This is a genomic window from Streptomyces sp. NPDC058662, from assembly GCF_042716255.1.
Classification (GTDB): Bacteria; Actinomycetota; Actinomycetes; order Streptomycetales; family Streptomycetaceae; genus Streptomyces.
The window spans coordinates 68,874-94,811 of record NZ_JBHXRU010000002.1; the positions used below are offsets into that span (position 1 = coordinate 68,874).

Annotated in this window: 19 protein-coding genes and 1 pseudogene; 14 read left to right on the forward strand and 6 right to left on the reverse strand. The window is 73.4% G+C overall.

From position 1 onward, the window contains the following. Nucleotides 1-421 precede the first annotated feature (421 nt). The 6 genes from ACFWUQ_RS01440 to ACFWUQ_RS01465 all read left to right on the forward strand — a co-directional run bounded on the left by ACFWUQ_RS01440 (nt 422) and on the right by ACFWUQ_RS01465 (nt 8,183). Nucleotides 422-1,402 carry a Zn-ribbon domain-containing OB-fold protein gene (locus ACFWUQ_RS01440; protein WP_384531443.1) on the forward strand — a complete coding sequence of 327 codons (981 nt, stop codon included), beginning with the start codon at nt 422-424 and terminating at the stop codon, nt 1,400-1,402. Then, nucleotides 1,402-2,460 (forward strand): thiolase domain-containing protein, encoded by a 1,059-nt coding sequence (locus ACFWUQ_RS01445; RefSeq protein ID WP_384531445.1) that lies wholly within the window; start codon nt 1,402-1,404, stop codon nt 2,458-2,460. Before ACFWUQ_RS01440 ends, ACFWUQ_RS01445 begins: the two co-directional genes overlap by 1 nt. Further along, nucleotides 2,457-3,623: a thiolase domain-containing protein gene (locus tag ACFWUQ_RS01450; RefSeq protein ID WP_384531447.1), complete on the forward strand. Its 1,167-nt coding sequence runs from the start codon at nt 2,457-2,459 to the stop codon at nt 3,621-3,623. Before ACFWUQ_RS01445 ends, ACFWUQ_RS01450 begins: the two co-directional genes overlap by 4 nt. A gap of 195 nt (nt 3,624-3,818) precedes the next feature. Beyond that, on the forward strand, nt 3,819-4,058 hold the full coding sequence (locus tag ACFWUQ_RS01455; RefSeq protein WP_384531448.1) for a DUF397 domain-containing protein: 240 nt from the start codon (nt 3,819-3,821) through the stop codon (nt 4,056-4,058). A 257-nt stretch (nt 4,059-4,315) separates the two neighbouring features. Then, a complete protein-coding gene (locus ACFWUQ_RS01460; protein WP_384531449.1) occupies nt 4,316-7,336 on the forward strand; it encodes an ATP-binding protein in 3,021 nt (1,006 codons plus the stop codon). A gap of 346 nt (nt 7,337-7,682) precedes the next feature. Further along, nucleotides 7,683-8,183: a hypothetical protein gene (locus ACFWUQ_RS01465; protein ID WP_073918350.1), complete on the forward strand. Its 501-nt coding sequence runs from the start codon at nt 7,683-7,685 to the stop codon at nt 8,181-8,183. A 58-nt stretch (nt 8,184-8,241) separates the two neighbouring features. Here the strand turns inward: ACFWUQ_RS01465 and kstD are convergent, their stop codons facing one another. Together kstD and ACFWUQ_RS01475 are read right to left on the reverse strand one after the other, a co-directional pair. Next, the gene (gene kstD / locus ACFWUQ_RS01470; protein ID WP_384531451.1) at nt 8,242-10,029 is read right to left on the reverse strand and encodes a 3-oxosteroid 1-dehydrogenase; all 1,788 of its coding nucleotides are present in this window, start codon (nt 10,027-10,029) and stop codon (nt 8,242-8,244) included. Nucleotides 10,030-10,198: 169 nt separating this feature from the next. Beyond that, nucleotides 10,199-11,326 carry an aminoglycoside phosphotransferase family protein gene (locus tag ACFWUQ_RS01475; RefSeq protein WP_384531453.1) on the reverse strand — a complete coding sequence of 376 codons (1,128 nt, stop codon included), beginning with the start codon at nt 11,324-11,326 and terminating at the stop codon, nt 10,199-10,201. Between the two features lie 231 nt (nt 11,327-11,557). Between ACFWUQ_RS01475 and ACFWUQ_RS01480 the strand changes: the two genes are divergently transcribed. Next, nucleotides 11,558-13,054, forward strand: coding sequence for a hypothetical protein (locus ACFWUQ_RS01480; RefSeq protein WP_384531454.1), 1,497 nt, complete (start codon nt 11,558-11,560; stop codon nt 13,052-13,054). Nucleotides 13,055-13,165: 111 nt separating this feature from the next. Here ACFWUQ_RS01480 and ACFWUQ_RS01485 read toward each other — a convergent pair whose 3' ends face one another. From ACFWUQ_RS01485 to ACFWUQ_RS01495, 3 genes are all read right to left on the reverse strand, one after another. After that, nucleotides 13,166-14,620 (reverse strand): PP2C family protein-serine/threonine phosphatase, encoded by a 1,455-nt coding sequence (locus tag ACFWUQ_RS01485; RefSeq protein ID WP_384531455.1) that lies wholly within the window; start codon nt 14,618-14,620, stop codon nt 13,166-13,168. A gap of 201 nt (nt 14,621-14,821) precedes the next feature. Further along, nucleotides 14,822-15,073: an SCO4226 family nickel-binding protein gene (locus ACFWUQ_RS01490; RefSeq protein ID WP_384531457.1), complete on the reverse strand. Its 252-nt coding sequence runs from the start codon at nt 15,071-15,073 to the stop codon at nt 14,822-14,824. A gap of 394 nt (nt 15,074-15,467) precedes the next feature. Beyond that, nucleotides 15,468-15,881 carry an SHOCT domain-containing protein gene (locus tag ACFWUQ_RS01495; RefSeq protein WP_384531459.1) on the reverse strand — a complete coding sequence of 138 codons (414 nt, stop codon included), beginning with the start codon at nt 15,879-15,881 and terminating at the stop codon, nt 15,468-15,470. A gap of 181 nt (nt 15,882-16,062) precedes the next feature. Between ACFWUQ_RS01495 and ACFWUQ_RS01500 the strand changes: the two are divergent. Next, a pseudogene (locus ACFWUQ_RS01500) lies at nt 16,063-17,973 on the forward strand (APC family permease); the annotation flags it as partial. 103 nt (nt 17,974-18,076) lie between these two features. On the opposite strand, the gene ACFWUQ_RS01505 reads toward ACFWUQ_RS01500, so the two are convergent. Further along, nucleotides 18,077-19,303, reverse strand: coding sequence for a helix-turn-helix domain-containing protein (locus tag ACFWUQ_RS01505; RefSeq protein ID WP_384531461.1), 1,227 nt, complete (start codon nt 19,301-19,303; stop codon nt 18,077-18,079). A 264-nt stretch (nt 19,304-19,567) separates the two neighbouring features. Between ACFWUQ_RS01505 and ACFWUQ_RS01510 the strand changes: the two genes are divergently transcribed. The 6 genes from ACFWUQ_RS01510 to ACFWUQ_RS01535 all read left to right on the forward strand — a co-directional run bounded on the left by ACFWUQ_RS01510 (nt 19,568) and on the right by ACFWUQ_RS01535 (nt 25,893). Continuing rightward, nucleotides 19,568-19,810, forward strand: coding sequence for a helix-turn-helix domain-containing protein (locus tag ACFWUQ_RS01510; protein WP_384531463.1), 243 nt, complete (start codon nt 19,568-19,570; stop codon nt 19,808-19,810). A gap of 160 nt (nt 19,811-19,970) precedes the next feature. Continuing rightward, nucleotides 19,971-20,378, forward strand: a complete 408-nt coding sequence (locus ACFWUQ_RS01515; RefSeq protein WP_384531464.1) for a hypothetical protein — start codon at nt 19,971-19,973, stop codon at nt 20,376-20,378. Next, complete coding sequence (locus ACFWUQ_RS01520) at nt 20,375-21,166, forward strand: transcriptional regulator (protein WP_384531466.1); 792 nt, start codon at nt 20,375-20,377, stop codon at nt 21,164-21,166. The genes ACFWUQ_RS01515 and ACFWUQ_RS01520 overlap by 4 nt, the downstream gene beginning before the upstream one ends. Nucleotides 21,167-21,237: 71 nt before the next feature. Continuing rightward, a complete protein-coding gene (locus tag ACFWUQ_RS01525; RefSeq protein ID WP_384531468.1) occupies nt 21,238-21,657 on the forward strand; it encodes a roadblock/LC7 domain-containing protein in 420 nt (139 codons plus the stop codon). Between the two features lie 93 nt (nt 21,658-21,750). Continuing rightward, a complete protein-coding gene (locus tag ACFWUQ_RS01530) occupies nt 21,751-22,125 on the forward strand; it encodes a hypothetical protein (RefSeq protein ID WP_384531470.1) in 375 nt (124 codons plus the stop codon). A gap of 183 nt (nt 22,126-22,308) precedes the next feature. Then, nucleotides 22,309-25,893 carry a CDP-glycerol glycerophosphotransferase family protein gene (locus tag ACFWUQ_RS01535; protein WP_384531472.1) on the forward strand — a complete coding sequence of 1,195 codons (3,585 nt, stop codon included), beginning with the start codon at nt 22,309-22,311 and terminating at the stop codon, nt 25,891-25,893. The last annotated feature ends 45 nt before the right edge of the window (nt 25,894-25,938 follow it).

A 25,938-nucleotide genomic window follows, 5' to 3' on the forward strand; every position in this document is an offset into this window, starting at 1 on the left:
CGGCGGCGTTGCCGGGGGCCGGCCCCCGGACCCCCGCGCCTCAAACGCCGGCGGGGCTGGAGTGGCCCCCGGCGGGGAGTCGAGTGGCCGCCGGACGGGGGCGGCGAGGTCCCCTGGACCCCCGCGCCTCAAACGCCGGCGGGGCTGGAGTGGCCCCCGGCGGGGAGTCGAGTGGCCCTCGGCCGGGGGTGGCGAGGTCCTCCCGGACCCCCGCGCCTCAAACGCCGGCGGGGCTGGAACTGCCCCCGGCGGGGGTGGTGAGCCCCCGGCCGGGATTGGAGTCGCCCTGGCGGGACTGGAGTGGCCCCGGCCGGGGGGTGGAGTTGCCCCCGGCGGGGGTGGAGCGGCCCCCGGCCGGGGGGTCGGGGGAGCGAGAGACAGCTTTGTTGTGTTGTCCGTTGCGAAGATCGGAGAGTCGCCCATGACAGCCCCCGCGTCGCCACCCGAGGTGCTCCGCGCGCCCCTCGTCGTCGAGTTCCCGTTCACCCGCTCACTCGGACCCGTCCAGTCCGCCTTCCTCAGCGGCCTGCGCGACCGCGTCGTCCTCGGCGTGAAGACCTCGGACGGGAGGGTGATGGTCCCGCCCGTCGAGTACGACCCCGTTACCGCCGAGGAGATCCGGGACCTCGTCCAGGTCGGTGCCACCGGGACCGTCACCACCTGGGCCTGGAACGGCCACCCGCGCCCCCAGCAGCCCCTGGACACCCCCTTCGCCTGGGTGCTGGTCCGGCTCGACGGCGCCGACACCGCCCTCCTGCACGTCCTCGACGCGCCCGGCCCCGACGCCGTGCGCACCGGCATGCGGGTACGCGTCCGCTGGACCGGCGAACCGAGCGGCGCCATCACCGACATCGCCTGCTTCGAGCCCTGCGACCCCGCGGACGAAGACACTCCGCACGGCACCCCGCACGGCACCCCCCACGACGGAGTGTTCGAGGACGCCGTCACGGGCATCGTCGCCGAGGCCCGCCTCGACTACACCTACAGCCCCGGTCGCGCCCAGACCGCCTACATCAACGCCCTCTCCGAGCGGCGGACGGTCGGCGAGCGCTGCCCCTCCTGCCACAAGGTGTACGTGCCGCCCCGCGGTGCCTGCCCCACCTGCGGCATCGCCACCACCGACCGCGTCGAGGTCGGCCCGGCCGGCACCGTCACCACGTACTGCATCGTCAACATCAAGGCGCGGAACCTCGACATCGACGTCCCCTACGTCTACGCCCACATCGCCCTCGACGGCGCCGGCCTCGCCCTCCACGGCCGGATCGGCGGCATCCCGTACGACCAGGTGCGGATGGGCCTGCGCGTCGAACCCGTCTGGACCGAGGGCGGCCGCTACCCCGACCACTACCGCCCCACCGGCGAGCCGGACGCCGACTACGACGCGTACAAGGAGCTCATCTGATGTCCCGATACGCCCGCGAGGCGGCCGTCGTCGCCTTCGCGCAGAGCGAGCACCTGCGCCGCACCGACGAATCCAGCGAAGTCGAGATGGTCATGCCGGTCCTGCACCAGGTGCTGGCCGCGACCGGTCTCAAGGCCGGCGAGATCGGCTTCACCTGCTCCGGCTCCAGCGACTACCTGGCCGGGCGCGCCTTCTCCTTCACGATGACCCTCGACGGGGTGGGGGCCTGGCCGCCGATCTCCGAGTCCCACGTGGAGATGGACGGGGCCTGGGCCCTCTACGAGGCCTGGGTGAAGATCCAGACCGGCGAGGCCGACACCGCGCTCGTCTACTCGTACGGTAAGTCCTCGCCCGGCTCCGTCCGCGACGTCCTCACCCGCCAGCTCGACCCGTACTACCTCGCCCCGCTCTGGCCCGACTCCGTGGCCCTGGCCGCCCTCCAGGCCCAGGCGCTGATCGACGCCGGCGAGACCGACGAACCGGCCCTGGCCGCCATCGGCGCCCGCAGCCGGGCCGCCGCCGAGAGCAACCCCCACGCCCAGCTCACCGGCGCCGTCCCACAGGGCGACTACCAGGTGGCGCCGCTGCGCACCGGTGACTGCCCGCCCATCGGCGACGGCGTCGCCGCGGTCATCCTGGCCGCCGGCGACCTGGCGCGCCGGCTGTGCGAGCGGCCCGCCTGGATCACCGGCATCGACCACCGCATCGAGGCCCACGGCCTGGGCCTGCGCGACCTCACCGACTCACCGTCGACCCGCCTCGCGGCCGAACGCGCGGGCTTCTTCGAACGGCCCGTCGACACGGCGGAACTGCACGCGCCGTTCTCCTCGCAGGAGGTCGTCCTGCGCAAGGCCCTCGGGCTGGGCGCCGACGTGGCGGTCAATCCCTCCGGCGGAGCCCTCGCCGCCAACCCGATCATGGCCGCCGGCCTGATCCGGATCGGAGAGGCGGCCGCCCGCATCCACCGGGGCGAGTCCGACCGGGCCGTCGCCCACGCCACCTCCGGCCCCTGCCTCCAGCAGAACCTGGTCGCCGTCCTGGAAGGAGACTCGCGGTGAGCAAAGAGCCCGTGGCCATCGTCGGGATCGGCCAGACCAAACACGTGGCCGCCCGCCACGACGTCTCCATCGCCGGCCTGGTCCGCGAGGCCGCCGCCCGCGCCCTGGCCGACGCCGAACTGACCTGGGCGGACATCGACGCGGTCGTCATCGGCAAGGCCCCCGACTTCTTCGAGGGCGTCATGATGCCGGAGCTCTACCTGGCGGACGCGCTGGGCGCGGTCGGCAAACCGATGCTGCGCGTGCACACGGCCGGCTCCGTCGGCGGGTCCACCGCCCTCGTCGCCTCCAACCTGGTCGCGGCGCGCGTCCACCGCACCGTCCTGACCCTCGCCTTCGAGAAGCAGTCCGAGTCCAACGCGATGTGGGGCCTCTCGCTGCCCGTCCCCTTCCAGCAGCCGCTCCTCGCCGGCGCCGGCGGCTTCTTCGCACCGCACGTACGCGCCTACATGCGGCGCACGGGCGCGCCCGACGCGGTCGGCTCGCTGGTGGCGTACAAGGACCGCCGCAACGCGCTGAAGAACCCGTACGCGCACCTGCACGAGCACGACATCACCCTGGAGAAGGTCCAGGCGTCACCGATGCTGTGGGACCCGATCCGGTACTCCGAGACCTGCCCCTCCTCCGACGGCGCCTGCGCGATGGTCCTCACCGACCGAGCGGGCGCGGCCCGTTCGCCGAAACCCGCGGCGTGGGTGCACGGCGGGGCGATGCGCAGCGAGCCGACGCTCTTCGCGGGCAAGGACTTCGTGTCGCCCCGGGCGGGCAAGGACTGCGCGGCCGACGTGTACCGGCAGGCGGGCGTCTCCGATCCCCGCCGGGAGATCGACGCGGTGGAGATGTACGTGCCGTTCTCCTGGTACGAGCCCATGTGGTTGGAGAACCTGGGCTTCGCGGAGGAGGGCGAGGGCTGGAAGCTCACCGAGGCCGGCGTCACCGAACTCGACGGCGACCTCCCGGTCAACCCCTCGGGCGGGGTGCTGTCCACCAACCCGATCGGGGCCTCCGGCATGATCCGTTTCGCGGAGGCGGCCCTCCAGGTCCGGGGCCAGGCCGGGGAGCACCAGGTCCCCGGGGCCCGCCGGGCCATGGGCCACGCGTACGGCGGGGGCGCTCAGTTCTTCGCGATGTGGCTGGTGGGCTCCGAGCCGCCCAGTTCCTGAAGGTCTCGCGGCCCGGCGCGCCGCCGGGCTCCCGGCCCGGAGAGGGCGCCGCAGCGTCGCCCGTCCCGTCCCGTCCCGTCCCGGACGGGCCGCCGGGTGGTGCCGCACCGGTCACGAGTGACTCACGGTGGCCTGTGCGGCACCCGCCGCGATGGCTAACCTGGCCCCGGACGACGTACCGGGAGGAGCACGCACATGGCCGAGAGCATCACCTCACAAACCCTGGCCGGCTGGGACAAGCCGGATCTCGATCTCACCGAGGCGGACTGGCAGTCGAGCAGCCGCGGCGCGGGGGACGTCCAGATCGCCTTCGTCGAGGGGTTCATCGCGATGCGCAACAGCGAGCGGCCCGAGAGCCCGTCGCTGATCTTCGCGCCGGACGAGTGGCGCAGGTTCGTGCTGGGGGCGCGGGGCGGGGAGTTCGACCTGACGTAGGCCGTGGCCGCGGCACCACCGGGCGCGGAGCCGCCGCCCCGGTGGGCCGCCCCGACCGGCTCCGCGACGGCACGGGCACCCCGCCCGCACCCCGCCCCCGCGGCGCTCCGTAACGCCCGGGCCAGGGCTCGGCGGAGAAGATCGGAAACTTCCCGCCTATCGGCTCCGCGCCGCCGCGCGCGGGCGTACGCTGTTCCCCCGAACAGGCCTGGGGGGTACCAGCCATGGCGGACCGCCGCAGCCGCAGACGTCGCTCAATGGTCGAACGTGAGGCCGAACTCGCCGTCGTCGACGAGGCCCTGGAACAGCTCGGCGGCGCCGGACCGGACGCAGGCGGTGCACTGCTCGCGTTCTCCGGCCCCGCCGGGCTCGGCAAGACCACGCTCCTCGCCGAAGTGCGCCGACGGGCCCGCGCCCGCTCCTGCACCGTCCTCGCCGCCCGCGGCGGCGAGCAGGAGCAGCACCAGCCCTTCCACGTCGCGCGCCAGCTCATACAGCCCCAGCTCGCCGGCAGCTCCGAGCAGGAACTGCGCGACATGCTCGGCAGCTGGTACTCCATCGTCGGACCGGCGCTCGGCCTCTGCGCCCCCGAGCAGGGCGCGCCGCCCGACCCCCAGGGCCTGCGCGACGGACTCGACTGGGTCCTCACCCACCTCGTCGTCCAGCGCGCTCCCGTCGCCCTCGTCCTCGACGACGCGCACTGGGCCGACCCGGAATCGCTTGGCTGGCTGGCCGCCTTCGCCCCGCGCGCCGAACACCTCCCCCTGCTCCTCGTCGTCGCCTACCGCCCCGACGAACTGCCCGCGCACGCCGAGGCCTTCCGTACGCTGCCCGGCCGGGCGGGACAGCGGCCGCTGTCCCTCGCCCCGCTCACCGAGGCCGCCGTCGCCGCCCTGATCCGCGAGTCGCTGGGCGGCCGGGCCGACGACGCCTTCTGCCGGGAGGCCTGGGCCGTCACCGCCGGCAACCCCTTCGAGGCCGTCGAACTCACCGCCCGGATCCGGGACAAGGGCATCGACCCGGTCGGAGCGAGCGCACCGCGACTGCGCGAGCTCGCCGCCGCCCAGCGCGGCAGCGGCCTCGTCGCCCGCCTCGAACGGCTCGGCCCCTCCACCGTCCGCTTCGCCTGGGCCTGCGCCGTCCTCGGCACCGCCATCCCCCGGGAGATCGCCGCCCGGGTCGCCGCCCTCGGCGCGGAGGAGGCCGTGGACGCCACCGAGCGGCTGCGGGACGTCCGCATCCTGTCCTCGGCGCCCGCCTCCGCCGCGCACCCCGCTCAGAGCGCCGCCGGGCCGGAGGAGGACGCGCAGGGGCTGGAGTTCGTCCACCCGCTCATCGCCACCGCCATCTACCGCGCCATCCCGGACGCCCTGCGCGTCGCCCTGCACGGCAAGGCCGCCGCGGCCGTCGTCGACGCCGGACTCGGCTCCTCCGCCGCCGCCCGCCACCTCCTGGAGACCCACCCGGAGAACGACCCCTGGGTGGTGCGGACCCTGCGCGAGGCCGCTGCCGAGAACCTGCGGGCCGGCGCGCCCGAAGCGGCCCGCCGCCAGCTCGCCCGCGCCCTGCGCGAACCCCCCGACTTCGACGAGCGCGCGGCCGTCCTCTACGAACTGGGCTGCGCATCCCTGCTGACCGAGCCCGCCAACACCGTCAACCACCTGCGCGCCGCCCTCGCCGAGCCCGTGGACGACCCGGCGCTGCGCCAGGGCATCGTCATCCGGCTCGCCCAGGTGCTCGCCCACAGCGACCATCTGCTGGAGGCCTCCGAAGCACTGGCCCGGGAGATCCCGCACACCCACGACGCACGGGCCAGGCTGCGCCTGCAGTCCGAGCAGTTCATGTGGGACGCCTTCAACGCCGCCGAGCCCGACTCCCCGGCCCGCTCGCGCCGGCTGGCCAAACTCGCCGACCGGCTGACCGGCCGCGACCTCACCGAGCGGTACGTCATCGGGCTCCGGGCCTGGGACGCCTGCCTGCGCGGCGAACCGGTGGACGTGGTGCTGCACCACGCCGGCCGCGTCCTGGAGGAGCATTTCAGCTGGGCCCACGAGGACCGGGGCTTCGAGGTACCGGTGCTCGTCGCCATGGCACACGTGTACGCCGACCGGCCCGGCCGGGCCGAGGAGCTCTTCGACGCGGGCACCGCCGAGTTCGAACGGCAGGGCTGGCGCGGCGCGCACCTCTCCTTCGCCTACAGCCTCCGCGCCTACATCCGCTACCGCCGCGGGCGGCTCACCGAGGCCGAGGACCTGGCCCGCGCCGGGCTGCGCCTGGCCGAGCGCGTGGGCCGGCGCACCCCCGTGCACTGGTATTCCATCGCGATCCTCCTCACCACCCTGCTCGCCCGCGGCCGGCCGGACGAGGCCTGGGAGCTCGCACGGGAACACGAGTACGGGAGTCCCTTCCCGGCCGCCGTGGTCTTCCCGGACTCCCAGACCGTCTACGCCGAACTCCTGCTGGCGCGCGGCGATGCGCGAGCGGCGGCCGCCGAACTGGAGGCGGTGGACCGCAGGCTCACCCCCCGCGGCATCCAGAACCCGGCCTGGTGCCCGTGGCAGCTGCACCTCGCCCGCGCGGTGGCGGCGGACGAGCCGCACCGGGCCCGGGCCCTGGCCGCCGACGCGGTCCGGCGGGCCCGTGCCTTCGGCGCCCCCTCGGGCGTCGGCCAGGCCCTGCGGGTCGCGGCGGAGGTGGCGGCCCCGCAGGACCGGGTCGACCTGCTGCGGGAAGCGGTCGCACTGCTGACCGTCTCCCCGGCGGGGTACGAACTGGCGCAGGCGCTGGCCGCCCTGGGAACCGAGCTGCGCGACCCGGACATCCTGCTACGGGCCGTGGTGACGGCCCGGGAGTGCGGGGCGGACGCCTTGGTGGACGACGCGACGGGTGCGCTGCTGGCCCTCGGCGGAGCCGCGCCCTCCGGTGCGTCCTGGGAGGACGCGCCGACCGAGGAGGAGCTCCGGGCGGCGGAACGCGCGGTTCACGCCACCCGCACCGCGGTGCCGCCCCCGCAGGCCCCGGCCCCGGCCGCGGACCCGACCGCGACACCGACCGGACGGATCCCGAAGCCCTCCCACGACCGACTCCCGTCCCCGAGCCCGGCACCGCCGCCCCTGGCCCCGCTCGGCACCGGCACCTTCGTCGGGGGGCCGGTGCCGGTACAGGTGTCGGCGGCGTGCGGCGGGGACTCCGACCTGTCCGGCGTCTGCCGCAAGCTGGGTACGGACGTCTCCGGGCTGCCCGCCGCGCTGGAGGCGTTCGCCCGCAGCCCCCGGTGAGGACCGGGGGCGTGCACCATTACGTCGGCCGCATCCGGCGCGACCGTCCCGGTCCCGACGTGCTGCGCGGACCTGGCGCACCGGGCACACCGACCGGATCCCGGGCGTCCCGGCGGTCACGGGTGTCCCGGCGGTCCCGGCGGTCCCGGCGGTCCCGGCGGTCCCGCGAGGACGCCCCGCCGGGCGCGGGGGAGCGGTACCGCTGCCGGCGTACGGACGGCTCGTCCCGCCGCCCTGACGGATCCGCCCGCGCGGCGGCCGGGACGGGGGCGGCCGGCCCGCCGGGCACCGCCGGTTTCAGGGGGCCCGGGGCCGGAAAACCCCTCCGGCCACGTACCATGGCGGCATGTCCTTCCTCCGCCGCCACCGCGCCGCCACACCCGCCGGCCCGGACTTCGACGTCCTGGCCATGGATCCGGGGGACTGGCCGGGCAATCTCGGGGCCGGGCTGCTGCCCGCACCCGACGGCAGCTGCCAGGGTGTCTTCCTCCGCTACGACCTGTTCGGCGGACGCGGCCCCGCGATGATCATCGGCAACCTCCCCGAGGGCTCGCCCGCCCGGGACCTCTCCGACGGGCAGGTCCCCTTCGAGGTGGCCCAGCTCCTCGACGCCCTGGAGAACGACGAGGACGTCGAGGTCACCGGCGCCGAGGACTGCCCCGTCATGCAGGGCGACAACCTCCTCATCGTCCGGAAGATCAAGCTTTCGGAGTCCCGCATCTCCTGCGTCCAGTTCGACCGCAGCGACAACGTGCTGGTCACCATCGCCAGCTGGGACCGCCCGATCACCGACGACCTCTACGCGCTCCTGAAGCCGCTGCCCGCCGAACTCTTCCAGCAGGGCTAGACCCCCTCGCCCGGATCGTGTCGGGCCCGGCACTGTCCGAGAGGGACGGCCCAGGACGTCACGCGTCCGCGATGTCGTTCGCCGCCACGTAGCCGAACGTCATCGCCGGGCCGATCGTCGATCCGGCCCCCGCGTAGCTGCGGCCCATCACCGCCGCACTCGCGTTGCCCGCCGCGTACAGGCCGCGGATCACCGACCCGTCCGCGCGAAGCGCACGGGCCCGGGCGTCGGTCACGATGCCGCCCTTCGTTCCCAGGTCCCCCGGCACGATCTTGAACGCGTAGAACGGCGGGGCCCAGACCGGCGCCAGGCACGAGTTCGGGTGCACGTTCGGGTCCGTGTAGTAGTGGTCGTATGCCGTGGCACCCCGATGGAAATCGGTGTCGTCGCCCGTCCACGCCTGCGCGTTGAACCGGTTGAGCGTCGCCCGGAGCGCGCCCGCCGGCACCCCGATCCGGGCGGCCAGCGCGTCCCAGGTCCACGCCTTCTTCGCCGCCCCCGCCTCGTACCAGGCGTCCGGGAAGACGATCGTCGGCAGGATGTCCTTGAACAAGTACTTGTTGCGGTAGTTCTGGTCCACGATCAGCCAGGCCGGAATGTGGGAGCCGGCCGCGTTGCGGTCCTTGTCGTACATCACGTGCACCACATCGCTGTACGGGGCCGCCTCGTTCACGAACCGCGCGCCGTTGCCGTTCACGATCAGCCCGCCCGGCAGCGTCCGTTCGGCGAGGCAGAAGTACGGCTCCCCGGGCAGCGGGATCGACGGCCCCCACCAGGCGTCGTCCATCAGCGCCAGCGCCGCGCCCGCCCGCTGCCCCGCGCGGATGCCGTCCCCGGTGTTCTCCTTCGCGCCCACCGACCACTGGGTGCCGATCGGCTGTTGCTGGTACTGGGCCCGCATCGCCGCGTTGTGCTCGAAGCCCCCGGAGCCGATCACCACCCCGCGCCGGGCGCGGACGGTGCCCCGTACGCCCGCTCTCTCCACCACGACGCCGGTGACCGCCCCGCCCTCCTGGACCAGGTCGACCAGCGGGCTGTCCAGCCACACCGGAACTCCGGCCCGCTGCAGGCCCGCGCGCAGCCCGGCCGCCAGGGACTGACCCATCGTCAGCGGCTTCTCGCCGCGCAGCGCGGCCTTCGTGCCGCGCGCCAGGCACTCGGTCGACACCGCCAGCCCCTTGGCGCTCACCGCGGCCAGGTTCAGCCACTTGTAGTCCGCGCTGAACACCACCATGCCGGCCGGGACGGGCAGGTACGCCGGATTGAGGCGGGCCAGTTCGCCGCCCAGGATGTTGCCGTCGAGTTGGTCCGGCTCGATCGACCGCCCGTTCGGCAGGCCGCCCGGCAGGTCGGGGTAGTAGTCGCTGTACCCGTCCATGAAGCGGAACCGGAGCGGGCTGCGGGCCATGACGAAGTCCAGCATGCGCGGGCCGTTGGCGAGGAAAGCGGCCTGCCGGTCGGCCGGCACCTCGGGCCCGACGACCGCCGCCAGGTAGGCGGCGGCCTTCTGCGGGGTGTCCGGAACGCCCGCGCCGAGGATCACGGAGTTGTTGGGCAGCCAGATCCCCGCCCCCGAGCGTGCGGCCGAACCGCCGAAGGTGGGAGCCTTCTCCACCACCAGAACGCTCAGCCCGCGACCGGCCGCGGTGAGTGCGGCGGTCATGCCGGCGGCCCCCGATCCGACCACCACGACGTCGTACTCGCCGAGCAGCGGCCCGTCGGCGGCCCGCGCCGCGCCGGACGCCAGGACGGTCGCGGCCACTCCCGCCCCCGCACCGGCCAGTACGGTCCGCCGGGAGGGGAGCGGTGAGGAGGAACTGCTGGACGGGGCGGGGCTCGCGGTCATGGGCAGGCTCCAGCGGAGAGGGGAGGGACAGGCGGCGGCTCCAGCATTCTGATGCTGCGTCAGAGAAGGTGTTCGGGGGATCATGTGATGTCAAGGCATCCGGCGCCCCGGACACGGGCGAAGCCCCGTGGCGGTGGGTGCCACGGGGCTTCGGTTCGGGGGCGCGGAGTCAGCGGGTGCCGACCGCCGCGCGCACCGCCCTGCGCGCCATGCCGGCGTCGTCGTGCAGGCGGCGCAGCAGCAGCCGCTGCTCCTCACCGCAGGACAGCGCACCCGCCGCGAGCGGCTGGGACGGGGCGGTCGCCTGCATCGAGCGCTGGACGGCCGTCTCGGACATCCGGATCTCCCGGGTCAGCACCAGCATCAGATTCACGAGGAAGGCGTCCCGCACGGCCGGCCCGGCCGACTGGGCGAGCCGGCTGATCTGGCTGCGGGCGGCCGGGGCGTCGCCCAGTACCGTCCACAGCGTGGCCAGGTCGTATCCCGGGAGGTACCACCCGGTGTGCTCCCAGTCCAGCAGCACCGGACCGGCCGGCGACAGCAGCAGATTGGACAGCAGGGCGTCCCCGTGGTTGAACTGCAGGCCCGTGCCCGACAGTTTGACGCCGTGCAGCAGCTTCTGCAGGTCGCCGAGGTCCCGGTCCGTCAGCAGGCCCAACTCGTAGTCACGGGAGATCCGCCGGGCGTAGTTCAGCGGGGTCCCGAAGAGCTCGGCCGGCGGACGCCACTGGTTGACCCGGCACACCGCGCCCAGGGCGGCCCGCAGGTCGACGCGCGGGGGCGCCTCCACCGGGTGGCGCTGGAGTGCGGCCACCCGGCCCGCCATGCGCTCCACCACCAGCGTGCAGTTCTCCGGGTCCGCGGCGATCAGCCGGGGCACACGGACCGGGGGCCGGTGCCGGACGAACGCCCGGTACGCAGCTATTTCGTGCCGGTACCGCTCGCGCCACTCGGGCGACTGGTCCAGTAAGACCTTCGCCACGGCCGTCGTCCGGCCGGTCGTCCCCACCAGGAGGACGGAGCGGCCGCTGCGCCGCAGCACCTGCACCGGCGCGAACTCCGGACAGATCCGCTGCACCGAGGCCAGCGCGGTGCGCAGTTGCGCACCCTGGGGGCCGGAGAGGTCGATTCTTCCGCTGAGCGGCGGCTGGGATCCGAGGCCGGGCATCCGCCGGGCCCGCACGGCGCCCTGCGCCGGGGCCGCGGGCCGACCGGGTTCGAGATAGGGACCGCCGCCCGCCTGGAGCGTGCGGTGCGGCCGGACCGGGGCGGACACGGAGGACGTTGCTGCGTACATGGCGTTACGGATCCCTTCGTGCGCCGACGATTGCGTACGCCGCCCCGCCGGATCCCGTGCTTCACCCTGGGGAGTTCCGCCGGTGATACCGGGTCGGGGAGGCGCATTCCTACCTGACACCCGGCCGCGGGTGGCGGACCATCAGGCGTGCCCTGGCGAACCCTGGCGAATAGTCGCTGGGCATCTGACGGCGGGTTACTGTCAACTCAGCCGAGAACCTGGGGGCTTGACGTGAGCAAAGGTCCGAACACCCGCCTCAACGACCTGTTCGGCCTGGCCGGCTGGTCGAAGGGCGAGCTGGCGAGGATGGTGAACCGGCAGGCGGCGGCCATGGGCCACCACCAGCTCGCCACCGACACCTCGCGGGTGAGGCGCTGGATCGACATGGGGGAAGCCCCGCGCGAACCGGTTCCCACGGTACTGGCAGCACTGTTCACCGAGCGGCTCGGTCGTGTCGTGACCATCGAGGACCTCGGGTTCGTACGGCAGCGGCGCACCACCAAACGGCAGCCGGACGGGGCGCAGGAGAACCCCGAAGGAATGCCCTGGGCGCCCGAACGCACAGCCGCGGTCCTCACCGAATTCACGGGAATGGACCTCATGCTCAACCGACGCGGTCTGATGGGCGCGGGAGCCGCGCTCACCTCCGGCTCAGCCCTCAGCAACGCCATGTACGACTGGCTGCACACCGACCCCGCCCTCGCCAGGGAGGCGCAGCACTTCGGTGAGGCCTTCCATGCCGATCCGGCGGGCTACGACCGCTACGAGGCCGCACCCATCGGCTCGCAGGAGATCGAGGCCCTGGAGCGCTCCGTGGAGGTGTTCCGCGCCTGGGACGCCTCCCGCGGGGGCGGACTCCAGCGCAAGGCCGTCGTCGGCCAGCTCAACGAGGTGGGCGGGATGCTCGCCTACCACCACCCCGACCACCTCCAGCGCCGGCTGTGGGGCGTCGCGGCCAACCTGGCCGTGCTCGCGGGCTGGATGTCCCACGACGTGGGCCTCGAACCGACGGCGCAGAAGTACTTCGTCATCGCCGCGCACGCGGCCCGCGAGGGCGGGGACCGGCCCCGCGCCGGTGAGGCGCTGTCGCGCGCGGCCCGCCAGATGGTCCACCTCGGCAAACCCAACGAGGCCCTGGACCTGATGAAGCTGGCCCAGTCCGGCTCCGGTGAGCAGACTCTGCCGCGCACCCGGGCCATGCTGCACACCATCGAGGCCTGGGCGCAGGCCGCGATGGGCAAGGGCCAGGCGATGCGCCGCACCCTGGGCGAGGCGGAGGAGCTGTTCGTCTCCGACAAGGGCGACGTTCCGCCGCCGAGCTGGATGCAGCATTTCGACGAGGCGGACCTGCACGGCATGCAGGCACTCGCGTACCGGACGCTCGCCGACCACGACGCGGCGGCGGCGCCGGTCGCCGCGTCGCACGCCAAGAAGGCGCTGCGGCTGCGCGGGGAGGGGTACCAGCGGTCGCAGATCTTCGACTACATCTCGATGGCCTCGGCCTGCTTCATCGCGGACGAGCCGGAGCAGGCCGACCGCTACGCCCGCCTGGCCCTTGTCTCCATGAACGAGACGTCCTCGCACCGGACCTGGGACCGGCTGCGGGAGATGTACCGGCTCACCGGCCAGTACTCGGGCTTCGCGCGCATCGAGGACCTGCGCCAGGAGATCGAGCTGGCTCTGCCGGACGCCCCCGTACGGCGCGCTCCGCACGGATCGGAGGTGTAGGCCGAGCGGTGGCAGGCACGGGGACGAGAAGAAGGCCGCGCCGTCGCGGCGCGGCCACCGCAACGGCGCGGCCACCGGTCGGGGAGCCGGGGGCGCCCCGAGGTCACCTCGTCAAAGCCTGCCCGGCTGCCGGTCCGCCTGGCCGCCCACCCGGGCCACGAGCACGCAGGCGTCGTCCTCGCGCTCGCTCTCTCCGAACTCCTCGATCACCAGCCGTACGCAGTCCTGCGCCGAGCGCGCCGCCGAGAACCTCGGGGCGAGTGCCAGCAGCCGCTCGGTCCCGTCCGCGCGGCTGAACTCGATGCTGCGCGGGGTCAGTCCGTCGGTGTTCAGGACGAGTACGTCGCCCACTTCGAGCCGTTCCTCGGCCTGCCCGTACGTCGCTCCCGAGGTCGCCCCCAGCAGCACGCCCTCGGGCGGCAGCAGGGAGCGGCCGGAGCCGCGGCGGAAGAGCAGCGGCGCCGGATGGCCCGCTTGCGCCCAGGACAGCACGCGGCGGGAGGGATCGTAACTGCAGCACACGGCCGAGCCGAGCGCGGGCTGTACGGAGGTCTCCAGGAGTTGGTTGAGCCAGCCCATCAGCGGGCCGGGTTCGATCCCGGCCATGGCCATCCCGCGCAGGGCGCCCAGCATCATCGCCATCCCGGACGTGGCGGTGACGCCGTGCCCGGTCAGATCACCGACGGTCAGCATCGAGCGTCCGTCGGGGAGTTCGAGGGCGTCGTACCAGTCGCCGCCGATGAGCGCGCTGGTCGCGGACGGCAGGTAGTGCGCGGCCACGTCGAGCGTGCCCACTCCGTGCTGCGGGAACCGCAGGGAGCCGCGCCACGGGGGGAGCACGGCTTCCTGCAGCTCGACCGCCAGCCGGTGCTCGGTCTGCGCGATCTGCCGCTGGCGCTGGAGCGAGTCACGGGACTCGCGAACCGCCCGCTGGCTTCGGCGCAGTTCACTCACGTCCCGCAGCACGGCCCACATGGAAGCCGTGCAGCCGTCGGAGTCGAGCACCGGCTCGCCCCTCATGTGCAGCGTCCGGACGCGGCCGTCGGCCCGGACGATGCGGAACTCGCCGTCGATGGGCTTACCGTCCACCAGGCAGGCGGTGACCCAGGCGGTGAGCAGCGGCTGGTCCTCGGAGAACAGGGTGGAGCCCAGTTCGTCGAGGGGGAGCGCGCCGGCCTCGGGCGAGCGCCCGAAGATCTGGAAGAGCTCGTCGGACCAACTGACCTCGTCGGTCAGGAGGTTCCACTCGGCGCTGCCGACGCGGGTCTGGCGGTCCTCGGGAGCCGGCACGGGAGCGGGCGGAGGAAGCAGCTCGACCAGCTCCGGGACGGGCGGCAGGCCCTCCTTGAGCTGGCCCAGGTGCTGGCCCAGGTCGTCGAGGTGGTGGACGGCGAGATCGCACAGCGCCCGCTGCCAGCGGCCCTGGGCGTCGTCGTCGTCCACGACGGTGTCGCGGCGCACCGCGTCCACCTCTCCCCGGAGCCGCCGGGTCTGAGAGATCAGGGCGTCCACCGACCCCGGCTCGGGCGGCTGCGCGGGACGGTCCGCGAACAGGTGGGACGGCATGAGAACTCCGATACAGGCGCGGCACGGCCAAGTCTGAAGGAAGGACCGGTAACGACTGTTGCACAGGCCGCCACGACGTGTAAGGCGTTTGGCAACATCCGCCACGTCCTTGCTTCCGACATATGCCCGAGGCCTTCCGGTCGCACCGTCCCGTGCGAACGAATCCGGTCAGCCGTGCCGGAGCGCGGAACGGACGCCGCGTCAGGACACCATGACCGGTACCGGGTGGATCTCGTCGGCGGGGTGCCCCGCGCGCGCGTGGACCCGCTGGACCGCGTCGGCGGAGGGACCCTCCGACAGGCAGTAGACGGTGCCCGACTCCGGGTCGGCCCAGGCCCGCTGGAAGTGGACGCCCTCGTCCGCCTCGACGGCCAGGTCCGCCTTGTGGGCGGCGGCCAGCTGCTCGGTCGTGATGCCCTTCATGCCGGTGTGGACGTCCATGAACATGGTCATGGCGGACCACCTCCCTTTCCTCCCCTCCATCGTGCGCTCGGCCCGGTGCCGCGTCGAGCCGAAAAGGCCGGAGCCGGGGGAGGTGCGGAAGCCGGGGGCCGGGGGAGTAGGGGGAGGTGCGGGAGCGCCAGGAGCGGCGGGAGCGGCGCGTGCGGCAGAGGCGGCCGGAAATCGGCCCCGCCTCCGGCGTCGGTCGATCGTACGGCCGACCTGTACGAGCATTTCGTACCCGAGGTATTCTTCGCGGCCGCGCCCGACCCGCCCGCGCCGGTGTGGGCGACCTGTTCATCCCGGCCGGTGTGTCCGCACCTCCGCCCCGGCTGTCCGTGGCGCGGCGGCCCGCAGGTGAGCGGGCGGCCGCGCCGGAGTCGGACGGGCGGGAACGGCCGGCGGGTCAGCGCAGGAGCTTCTGCTTGGCCTGCTGGTACTCGTCGTCGCTCAGGTCGCCCTTCGCCTTGAGCTCGGAGAGCCGGACCAGGTCGTCGGCGGTCGCCCGCTGCGGATCCTTGACGGTGTCCCGGATGTAGGCGTTGAACGCCTCCTGGCGCTCCTGCGCGTGGGTGATCTCGCGCTTGCCCATGTTCTTGCCCCGGGCGATGACGTACACCAGCACGCCGAGGAAGGGGATCAGGATCAGGAACAGCAGCCAGGCGGCCTTGAGCCAGCCGTTCATCTCGTGGTCGCGGAAGATGTCCACGATGACGCGGAAGAGCAGCACCAGCCACATGACCCACAGGAAGATCCACATCACGGTCCAGAACGCACCGAGTACCGGGTAGTCGTAGGCCAGGTAGGCAGACGCATGCATGGCCGTCCTCCTTCCGTCCGGGCGGCGGCCGCCCCCGTGCCGCATCGACCGCGGCGGCGCCGATGCGATCACCATCGCAGCGCCTTCCCAAGATCGCCACCGCTCGGCGGCCGAGCGGTTCCCGGCAGGACACAGCGCTCACGGGGTCATCAATGCGGCCAAAATGGATAATCATGCCCGGATGAGGCGTATCCATGCGAAGCGCATGCTGGTCGGCGAGCCACTCGACACCGCGCGCCTGGGCGAGACCCTGCTGCCCAAACGGCTCGCCCTGCCGCTCTTCTGCAGCGATCCGCTCTCCTCCGTGGCCTACGCCACCGAGGAGATCCTGCTGATCCTCGCCCTCGGCGGCGTCGCACTGCTCCACCTCAGCTGGTACGCGCCGCGGCCATCGTGTTCCTGCTCGTGGTGGTCATCGCCTCCTACCGGCAGACGTGCCACGCCTACCCCGGCGGCGGCGGCGCCTACGTCGTCAGCTCCGAGAACCTCGGCCCCACCGCGGCCCTCACGGCGGCCAGCGCGCTGCTCGTCGACTACGTGATGACCGTCGCCGTCTCCGTGGTCTCCGGCATCGCCGCCATCACGTCCGCGATCCCCGCACTCGACGACCACGAAGTCGGCCTGTCCGTCGGGTCCGTGGTGCTGCTGACGCTGATGAACCTGCGCGGAGTACGCGAGTCGGGCCGGGTCTTCGCCGTCCCGACCTACGGCTTCGTCCTCGTCATCTACCTCATGTTCGCGTTCGCCGCCGTCCGGATGGCGACCGGCGCCACCATCCGCGCCGAATCCGCCGACCTGCCCATCGTCGAGGCGGGCACGTACACCGGCCTGGCCCTCGTACTCCTCACGATGCGCGCCTTCGCCTCCGGCTGCACCGCCCTCACCGGCGTCGAGGCGATCAGCAACGGCGTCCCCGCCTTCCGGAAGCCGAAGGCCGAGAACGCGGCCACCACGCTCGCGGTGATGGGCGTCCTCTCCGTCACGATGTTCGTGGGCATCACGGCCCTCGCCATGTCCTACGAGGTGCACGTCGCCGCCGACCCCACCGAACTGGGGCTGCCGCCCGGCACCCCCACCTCCACCGCCCTCGCCCAGATCGGCCGCGCCACCTTCGGGAGCTGGCACTTCCTGTTCTACCTGCTCCAGGCCGTCACCGCCGGCGTGCTGATCCTGGCCGCCAACACGGCCTTCAACGGCTTCCCGATGCTCGCCTCGATCCTGGCCAGGGACCGGTACGCGCCCCGCCAGCTCTTCAACCGCGGCGACCGACTCGTCCACTCCAACGGCGTCGTACTCCTCGCGCTCGCCGCCATCGCCCTGATCGTCGCCTTCGACGCCGAGCTGACCCGCCTCATCCAGCTCTACATCATCGGCGTCTTCGTCTCCTTCACCCTCTCGCAGGCCGGCATGGTCCGGCACTGGCGCAGGGAACTCGCCGCCCCCGCGACCCCGCGCGAGGAGCGGGTGCACATCCACCGCCGGCTCGCCATCAACGCCGTCGGCGCCACCATGACCGCCCTCGTCCTCGTCATCGTCCTCATCACCAAGTTCACGCACGGAGCCTGGCTCGTCGTGATCGCCATGCCGCTCCTCTTCCTCGGCATGAAGGGCGTGCGCCGCCACTACGACGAGGTCGCCGTGCAGGTCACCGCCGCCCCCGGGGCCAGGCCGCGCAAACCCGCCCGCCACCATGTGCTGGTCCTGGTGGCCTCCGTCCAGGCACCCACCCTCAAGGCCCTCGGCTACGCGCAGGGACTGCGGGCCGACACCCTCACCGCGGTCACCGTCGCGGCGGACGAGGAGGAGGCGGCGCGACTGCGCCGGGACTGGGCCGAGCACGACCCCGGGATGCCGCTCAAGATCCTGCACTCCCCGTACCGCGAGGTCGTCGGGCCGATCCTGGCGCACGTCCAGGAGCTGTCGGCCGCCTCCGCGAACGACATGCTGTCCGTGGTGATCCCGGAGTACGTCGTGCGGCCACTGGTGGGAGCAGCCCCTGCACAACCAGAACGCGCTGCGGCTCAAGGCGCGGCTGCTCTTCACGCCGGGGGTCGCGGTGATCGACGTGCCGTACCTGCTGGAGTCCGCGCGCCCCGCCGGGAAGCCGGAGCCAGCCGACCCGGAGCGGTAGGCACGAGGGCCGCGGCGGCGAAGCCCCAAGCCGGGCGACGGCCGCGGTGGCGAGGGCTCCGCCGCTACGAGGGTTCCGGCCGTCCGGGACCCCGCTCCCCGGCCGCCCGCTGGAGCACCGCCGTGTGCGCCAGCGCCAGCTCCACCACGTGCGCCGGGTCGGACAGGGAGCGGCCGGTGAGCTGCTCCAGCCGCCGCAGCCGGTTGGAGACGGTGTTGCGGTGGCAGTACAGCCGCTGTGCGGCGTACGCGGTCGAGCCCTGGCAGCCCAGCCAGGTGCCCAGGGTCGTCAACAGCACCCGGCGGTCCTCGGCGGGCAGGGCCAGCACCGGCCCCAGCACCACCCGGCGGAGCCGGTCGGCGAGTTCCGCCTGAGCGGCGACCAGCGCCGCCGGCAACCGCTCGTCCAGCAGCGCGGTGCGGGGGGCGGCGGCCACCGGTACGGTGCGCAGCGCCAGCGCCGCCAGCCGGTACGACCGGGCCAGCTCGGCAGGCGCCGCCACGACCGGACCGACCCCGGCGCGGACCCCGAGCGGCGCGAGCAGCTCCCGTACGGACTCCAGCGGGTGGGGGCCCAGCTCGACGACCCCGGCCTCCCCGTCGGCGCGGACGCGCCACAGCACGCGGGGCCCGTCGGCCGGGGCAGCGCCCGTGCCCGCCGCGGAGGCGGTGGCGGGCCCCGGCCCGCAGGCGGCGGGCCCCTGCCCCAGGACGACCACGGCGAACCGGCCCCGGTCCGGCAGTCCCAACTGGACGGCGGCCTCCGAGGCGGTGGGACCTCCGGCCGCGCCCGCGCCGTCCAGCAGGGCGTCCAGCAGGGCGGCGCGGCGCTCCCGGTCGCGGTCGGTCCGGGTGGCCTCGGTGTGCCGGTAGGCCTCGGCCACCGCGTCCGTCATCTGGTCCAGCACGTCCCACAGCGCGGTCGCGCCCGGCACCATCCCGGGCAGCGCCGCCCGGTCGTGCGCGGCCACCGCCTCGGTGAGGGTCTGCCAGAGGAGCCGCCCGCTCCGTCGGTAGGTGCGCAGCAGCGAGGTCAGCGGCAGTCCCTGCTCGGCGCGGAGGGTCCCGGTCGCACGGGCGTCCGCCAGCTCGACGGGCAGGCCGCGGGAGCTGCGGACCAGCCCCTCGACGGCCTGGCGGAGGTTGTGGTGGATCCGCTCGCGCAGTTCGGCCCGGCCGAGCAGGGCGGCGTACGCGGGATCCTCGGCCAGGGTCAGGGCGGCGAGCCGGTCCGCCGCGACCGCGATGCGGCGGGCCAGGTCCTCGCGTATCTCCTCGATGATCCGCTCCATGAGGCGCAGCCTGACACGGGGGAGGGGGCGCTGGGGAGGGCCGCGACACCGGCGCCGCCACCGCGCCCGCCGCCGGGCCCGCCGTCGGTCCGCCGCCGGGTCCCGTCGGCGCGGGGAGCGGGCCGGGCCGCTCCCGCGGCGGACACGGCCTGACACCGCATGAGTTGATCTTATGCTCAGGTTTACGCGCGTCCGCTGGTTTTGCGGCCGGTGAAGGACTTTGATGGGTTCGCCAGGCCTCGCACCGGAGCAGGGGGACTACTCATGGGCACCGACCGCAGCCACAAGGCCAGCACACCCACTCTCATCGGTTCCGTGCAGCGTGCCCTGCGCCTCGTGGAAGCGATGCACGCGGAGGGCGGCGCGACGGCCAAACGGCTCGCCCGGCTCACGGGCATCCCGCTGCCCACCGTCTACCACCTGCTGCGGACCCTCAGCCACGAGGGCTACGTCCAGCACGAGGACGGTTCGTTCCGGCTCGCGGACGATCTTCCGCTCGCTTCGTGATCAAAAGTCGACGGGTTCCGGCCAAGCTCTCACGCCGTTCGACGCATGTTCCAGCGGAAAATGCCAGAACGCCCTTTCGGCCTGTGGAAGTTGAGTAAGTTCCCTCCTGTCGCGCCGTACGACCGTGCAGCCCGCACGTCCGGCCGGGAGGGGAGCCCGCGTGCCCGGGATCGACGAATGCCTGCTCGAAGCCATGGCCTTGCCAGGTGCGCGGGGGGCCGCGCTGGTCGACTGGAGCAGCGGACTGGCCCTCGGCACCGCCGGTGAGTCACCCGTCGGCGATCACGAGACCACCGCCGCCGAGACCGCCGAGCTGGCCCGGGCGGCCGCCGAGTACGAGTCCTTCGCACCCGTACCCGGCCTGATATCCGACGACGGGGACTCCGCCGGCCCACCCGTCGAGGACCTCATCGTCACCACCCGCACCGGCTACCACGTGCTCCGCTTCGTCGAGACCAGCTTCGACAGCAGCGTCTTCCTGCACCTGTGGCTGGACCGCACCGACGGCAACCTGGCTCTCGCCCGCTTCAGACTCCGCGCCCTGGCCGAAGGGCTGGTGCTCAGGTGACCACCCCGGCCGCGGCGACCGGGATCTCCGTCGCCGTCTCCCCCCTGCTCACCCGCCTCGCCGCCGAGCGCGCGACCGGAGCCCTGCTCCGCGACCGCGGCACCCTCTTCCTGGAGGACGGCCGCATCGTGCACGCCGAGAGCCCGGCCACTCCCGGCCTCGACGTCCTGCTCACCGCCGGCGGGGGCCTCGCCCCCGAACGCTGGCGCGAGGCCGTCGACCGGGCCGGCGCCCGCCGCCAGGTGGCCCGCTTCCTCGTCGACAGCGGCGGCCTCGCCGGCGGTGAGCTGGAGATCTGCCATCTGGCCGCCATCTTCGACGCCGCGTTCTTCGCCCTGTCGCCGGGCAGCGGCCCCTCCCGGTTCCGCCGCGGGGCCACCCACTGGATCGGCTCGGTCCGCTCGGTACCGGCCGCCGCCGTGGAACGCGAGACCCGGCGCCGCCGCGAGCTGCTCGACGCGGTCTGGCCCTACCCCCTGCTGGACACCGCGCCGGTGGTGCCCCGCACCGCAGCCCCGGGCCAGACGGTCACCGCCCGGCAGCGGTTCCTGCTGGACCGCGCCGACGGCTTACGGACCCCGGCCGACCTGGCGTGGGTCCTGGGCCGGCCGGCCTTCCACACCCTGCTCGACGTACGGCGCCTCGCGGCGGCCGGACTGGTCGAGACCCCCCACGCGCCGGCCCCCCAGCCGGCCGCGCCCCGCCTGCCCGACTGGATGACCCAGGCCCAGTCCCCGGACGTGGCGCTGCTCCGCCGGTTACGCGACGCACTGGAGGCAAGCCTGTGAGGCTCCCGCTGCGACCGGTCCTGCGCGCCGACCGCCCCGAGCGGAGGCAGCCCGAAAGGAGAAAGGCCGACATGAGTACGGTGCCAGCCGAGGCGGCGGCCGAGATACTCGCCGAGCTCCGCAGACTGCGCGCCCGGTTGCCCCAGCTCACCGGCGCCCTCGCCGCGAGCGCCGACGGCCTGGTGCTCGCCCACGACAGCGCGGCCACCGAGGCCGAATCCGTCGCCGCCCTGACGGCCGCCGCCCTCGGAGTGGCGCAGCGCCTCAGCGACTGCACCGGCCAGGGGGGATTCCGCGAGCTGCTCGTACGGGGTGAGCGCGGGTACACCGCCACCTACGCGGCGGGCGAGGCCGCCGTCCTCACCCTCATCGCGGAACCGCGTGTCAACGTCGGACGGCTCCACCTGGAAGCCAGACGTTCCAGCCTGCGGATATCCGAGCTCATCGACCACACCCTCGGCAGGCGGGGCCCCGGCGCCCCGTCGGCCTGACCCCGCGTCCCCGCGGTGCGACCGCACCGCACCCGAAGACCGGGACCCGCGCACCGGGCCCCGTAGCCAGTGAAAGAGAAAGAGGAACACGTCATGGTCAATGTGGAGACCGCGCTCAAGGAAGCCACCACCACGATCGAGGGCGCGATCGGCGCCGCCCTGGTCGACTACAGCAGCGGCATGGCCCTCGGCACCGTCGGCGGCGGCAAGGAACTCGACCTCACGGTCGCCGCCGCGGGCAACACCGACGTGGTGCGCGCCAAGGTCCGGACGATGGAGATGCTCGGCCTCAAGGACGAGATCGAGGACATCCTCATCACCCTCGGCGGGCAGTACCACCTCATCCGGCTGATGAAGGGCCGGAACTCCACCGGCTTCTTCCTCTACTTGGCACTCGACAAGCAGCGGGCCAACCTCGCGATGGCCCGCCATCAACTGAAGAAGATCGAGGCCGAACTGGAGATCTGACCGGCTCGCGAGCCCGTCGGACCGCGTCGTCGAGGTGGCGGGCGGCTTAATTCTTTGCCGTCCGCCCCGACGATCGGCCGCACTATGTCCGGGATGCGGCGACTTTATGATTCTGTTACAGAGTAAGATGCTGTGAGTAGCTGATCATCGATAAAGCATAAAAAGCTGGAGAACCCGCCACCCATGCCCCCGCGCCTGAGCATCGTCGTCCCCGTCTACAACGTCGAGCTCTACCTCGACGAGTGCCTGGAATCCATCGCCGCTCAGACCTTCGAAGACTTCGAGGTCATCCTCGTGGACGACGGGTCCACGGACACCAGCGCCGTCATAGCCAAGGCCTTCGCCGCGCGGGACAAGCGCTTCCGCGTGGTCATGCAGGACAACGCCGGCCTCGGTGCGGCCCGCAACGCGGGTGCTCGGCACGCGGACAAGGACAGCGAGTACCTGGCGTTCGTCGACAGCGACGACACGATGCCGGACTACGCGTACCAGCGGCTCATCGAAGCCCTCGACGAGACGGGCTCGGACTTCGCCGGCGGCAACGTGAAGCGCTTCCGCTCCGTCGGCATGCAGCAGTCCTGGGGCCACCGGGCGGCCTTCGCCAAGACCCAGCTGAAGACGCACATCTCCAAGTTCCCGGCGCTGGTCACCGACCGCACCGCGTGGAACAAGGTCTACCGGCGCAGCTTCTGGGACCGGCACGGCTTCCAGTACCCCGAGGGCATCCTCTACGAGGACGCGCCCGTCAGCATCCCGGCGCACTACTTCGCCTCCAGCGTCGACATCCTCAGCGACTGCGTCTACCACTGGCGGGTCCGCGAGACGGGCGAGCGCTCCATCACCCAGCGCTCCACCGACCCGGTCTCCCTCATCGACCGCGTGACCTCCGTCCGCCTGGTCCGCGAGTCCCTCAAGGCCAAGCAGGGACAGGGCGCCAAGTACACCCGCTACCTGCGCGACTACGACTACAACGTGCTGAGCGAGGAGCTCCCGCTCATCTACAAGTACGTCGGGGAGGGCGGCGCCGACTTCCGCGCCGCGTTCGTCAAGGAGGTCGGCGGCCTGGTCCGGGAGATCGGCACCGGCCCCTGGTCCGACCTCACCGTCGCCGACCGCCTCAAGGCGTACCTCGCCAGCGAGGGCCGGGTCGAGGAGTTCATCGCCCTCCAGGACCACCAGCGCGACTACCACTACAGCGTGCCGGTCAAGGGCCTCGCCCGCCCGCAGGCCGACTACCCGTTCCTGCAGGGCCGCCCCCCGGTCCCCGCCAAGATCCTCACCCTCGGCCCGCGCGAGCGCCGCGTCGTCAGCCGCCTGGAACAGGCCGCCTGGGCCGACGGCAAGCTGCTGCTGCGCGGCTACGCCCTGCCGGGCCACCTCGGTGCGGAGAGCCGCCTCGGCTCGCGCAAGATGCTCGTCTTCCGCGAGGGGGGCAAGCGCCGCCGCTCCGTCGTCAGCACGCGTACGGTCGCCTCACCCATGGCCTCGGTCAACGCCCCGCACCTCGCGCTGCGGCACGCCGACTGGGCCGGCTTCACCGCCGTCGTCGACCCCTCGATCTTCCAGTCGGGCGGCACCTGGCGCGAAGGGATATGGACCACCTCGGTCGCCGTCACCGGCGCGGGCGGCCTGCACCGCGCCCGCCTGCGCGGCGGCGAGCAGAACACCGGGCAGAACCCGCCCCCGCACTGGGTCGCCCCGGACGTCCGGATCGTGCCGACCGTGGCCGGCGCCTTCACCGTCCAGGTCGAGCTCGTACGGGCCCGCGCCCTCGACGTCCGCCCGGCCGGTGACGACGCCGTGGAGATCGCCGGCGAGGTCGCCGCCGAGGTCGGGGCCACGGCCCTGCGGGCCGTCCACGTCAGCACCGGCGCCACCCTCTCCTTCCCGCTGGAGACCGGCGCCGCCGCCGGCTCCGGACGCGTCCCGTTCACCGTCCGCGTGCCGCTGGCCGACCTGGCCGCCGTACCGGACGCCGCGTGCGAGCCGGGCGAGTGGACCCCGGAGCCCTGGAGCCTCTCGGTGCTCGCGGCCGACGGCACCGAGCACCGCCTGGTCCACGACGAGCGAGGCGGCTTCGCCGGCCTGGTCCTGCCGCTGCCCGGCGAGGACACCGGCCGCGCCCTGTTCGCCAAGCGAGGCAACACCGGGCACCTGACCCTCTCCGTGCAGCCCTCGCCGCCGCTGGTCGACGCGGTCGCCGCGAAGGACGGCGCCGTGACCCTGCGGGGCCGGTTCGTCGCGCCCACCGACGAGCCCTACGAGCTCGTCCTGCACAACGCGCACGGCGCGGAGTTCAGCTACCCCGTCACCCGCGACGGCGACACCTTCGAGACCACCTTCGAACCCGTGCTCCCCGAGGCGTACGCCGGCCGCACCACCCTCCCCGAGGGCCGCTGGTGGCCGACCCTTCGCCCGGCCGCCCAGGGCGGAACCACGGCCGGCCTGCTCGGCGTCGACCGCGGCGCCCCCGTGCAGGTGGCCCCCGGGCTGCTCTTCGCCGGACCGGTGCCCCTCACCGTGCTGGGCCGCCGCATGCGGGTCGAGACCCGCTTCTACGACCGCGTGGTGCTCGTCGCCGACCCGCTGCTCAGCCCGCACGACCGCTCCAACTTCGCCCAGCGCGTGGCCCGTTTCGAGACCTACCCGGCGCAGCGCGCCCTCCCGGTCAAGGACGTCGTGCTCTACGACACGTTCCGCGGGAACGGCGCGGGCGACTCGCCCCGCGCCATCCACGAGGAGCTGCTGCGCCGCGGTGAGAAGCTGGAGCACGTCTGGCTGGTCCGCGACGGCCGCGCCGAGGTCCCCGCGACCGCGCGCGCCGTCCAGTACGGCAGCGTCGAGTCCTGGGAACTGCTCGCCCGCGCCCGGTACTTCGTGACCAACGACAGCGTGCCGATCCGCTTCCAGCGCCGTCCCGGACAGGTTGTCGTCCAGACCTGGCACGGCACGCCGATCAAGCAGATCGGCCACGACTTCGTCCACGACTACTACACCAGCCCCGAGATCCTGGAAGGGCTGGCGCACGACAGCGCCCAGTGGTCGCTGCTCGCCTCCCCGAGCTCCTACGCCACGCCGCTGCTCAAGCGCGCGCTCGGCTACGACGGCGAGGTCATCGAGGTCGGCAGCCCGCGGACGGACGCCCTCGTGCGGCCCGACGCGGAGCGCGTCGCGGAGGTCCGCCGCCGCCTCGGCCTGCCCGAGGGCAAGAAGGTCGTCCTCTACATGCCGACGTGGCGGGAGAACTGCGAAGGCTGGTCGGGCGGCTACAAGCTGGACCTGCGGATCGACCTGGAACAGGCCCGCCGCGCACTGGGTGAGGACCACGTCCTGCTGGTCCGCGGCCACCACCACGTCAGCGAGCAGGTCCGCGACGGCGTCCGCGACGGCTTCGTCGTCGACGTCTCCCGCTGGCCCGACGCCACCGACCTGCTGCTCGTCGCCGACGTGCTGGTCTCGGACTACTCCTCCGCGATCTTCGACTTCGCGCTGACGGACAAGCCGATCCTGCTCTTCACCTACGACCTGGAGCACTACCGCACCACGCTGCGCGGCTTCAACTTCGACCTGGCGGAGAAGGCCCCCGGCCCGCTCCTGTCGGACTCCGCGGAGTTGGTCCGGGCGGTGCGCGACCTGGACGCGGTGAGCGCCGAGTACGCCGCGGCGCGGGCGGCGTTCCGCGCCGAGTTCTGCGACCTCGACGACGGCCGCGCCGCGGAGCGCGTCGTCGACCGCATGCTCGCGAAGGGCGCCGAGGCCGCGAGGTAGGCCGGACGGGCGAAACGCAGGCGAACACGGACCGGCTCCGGGCCC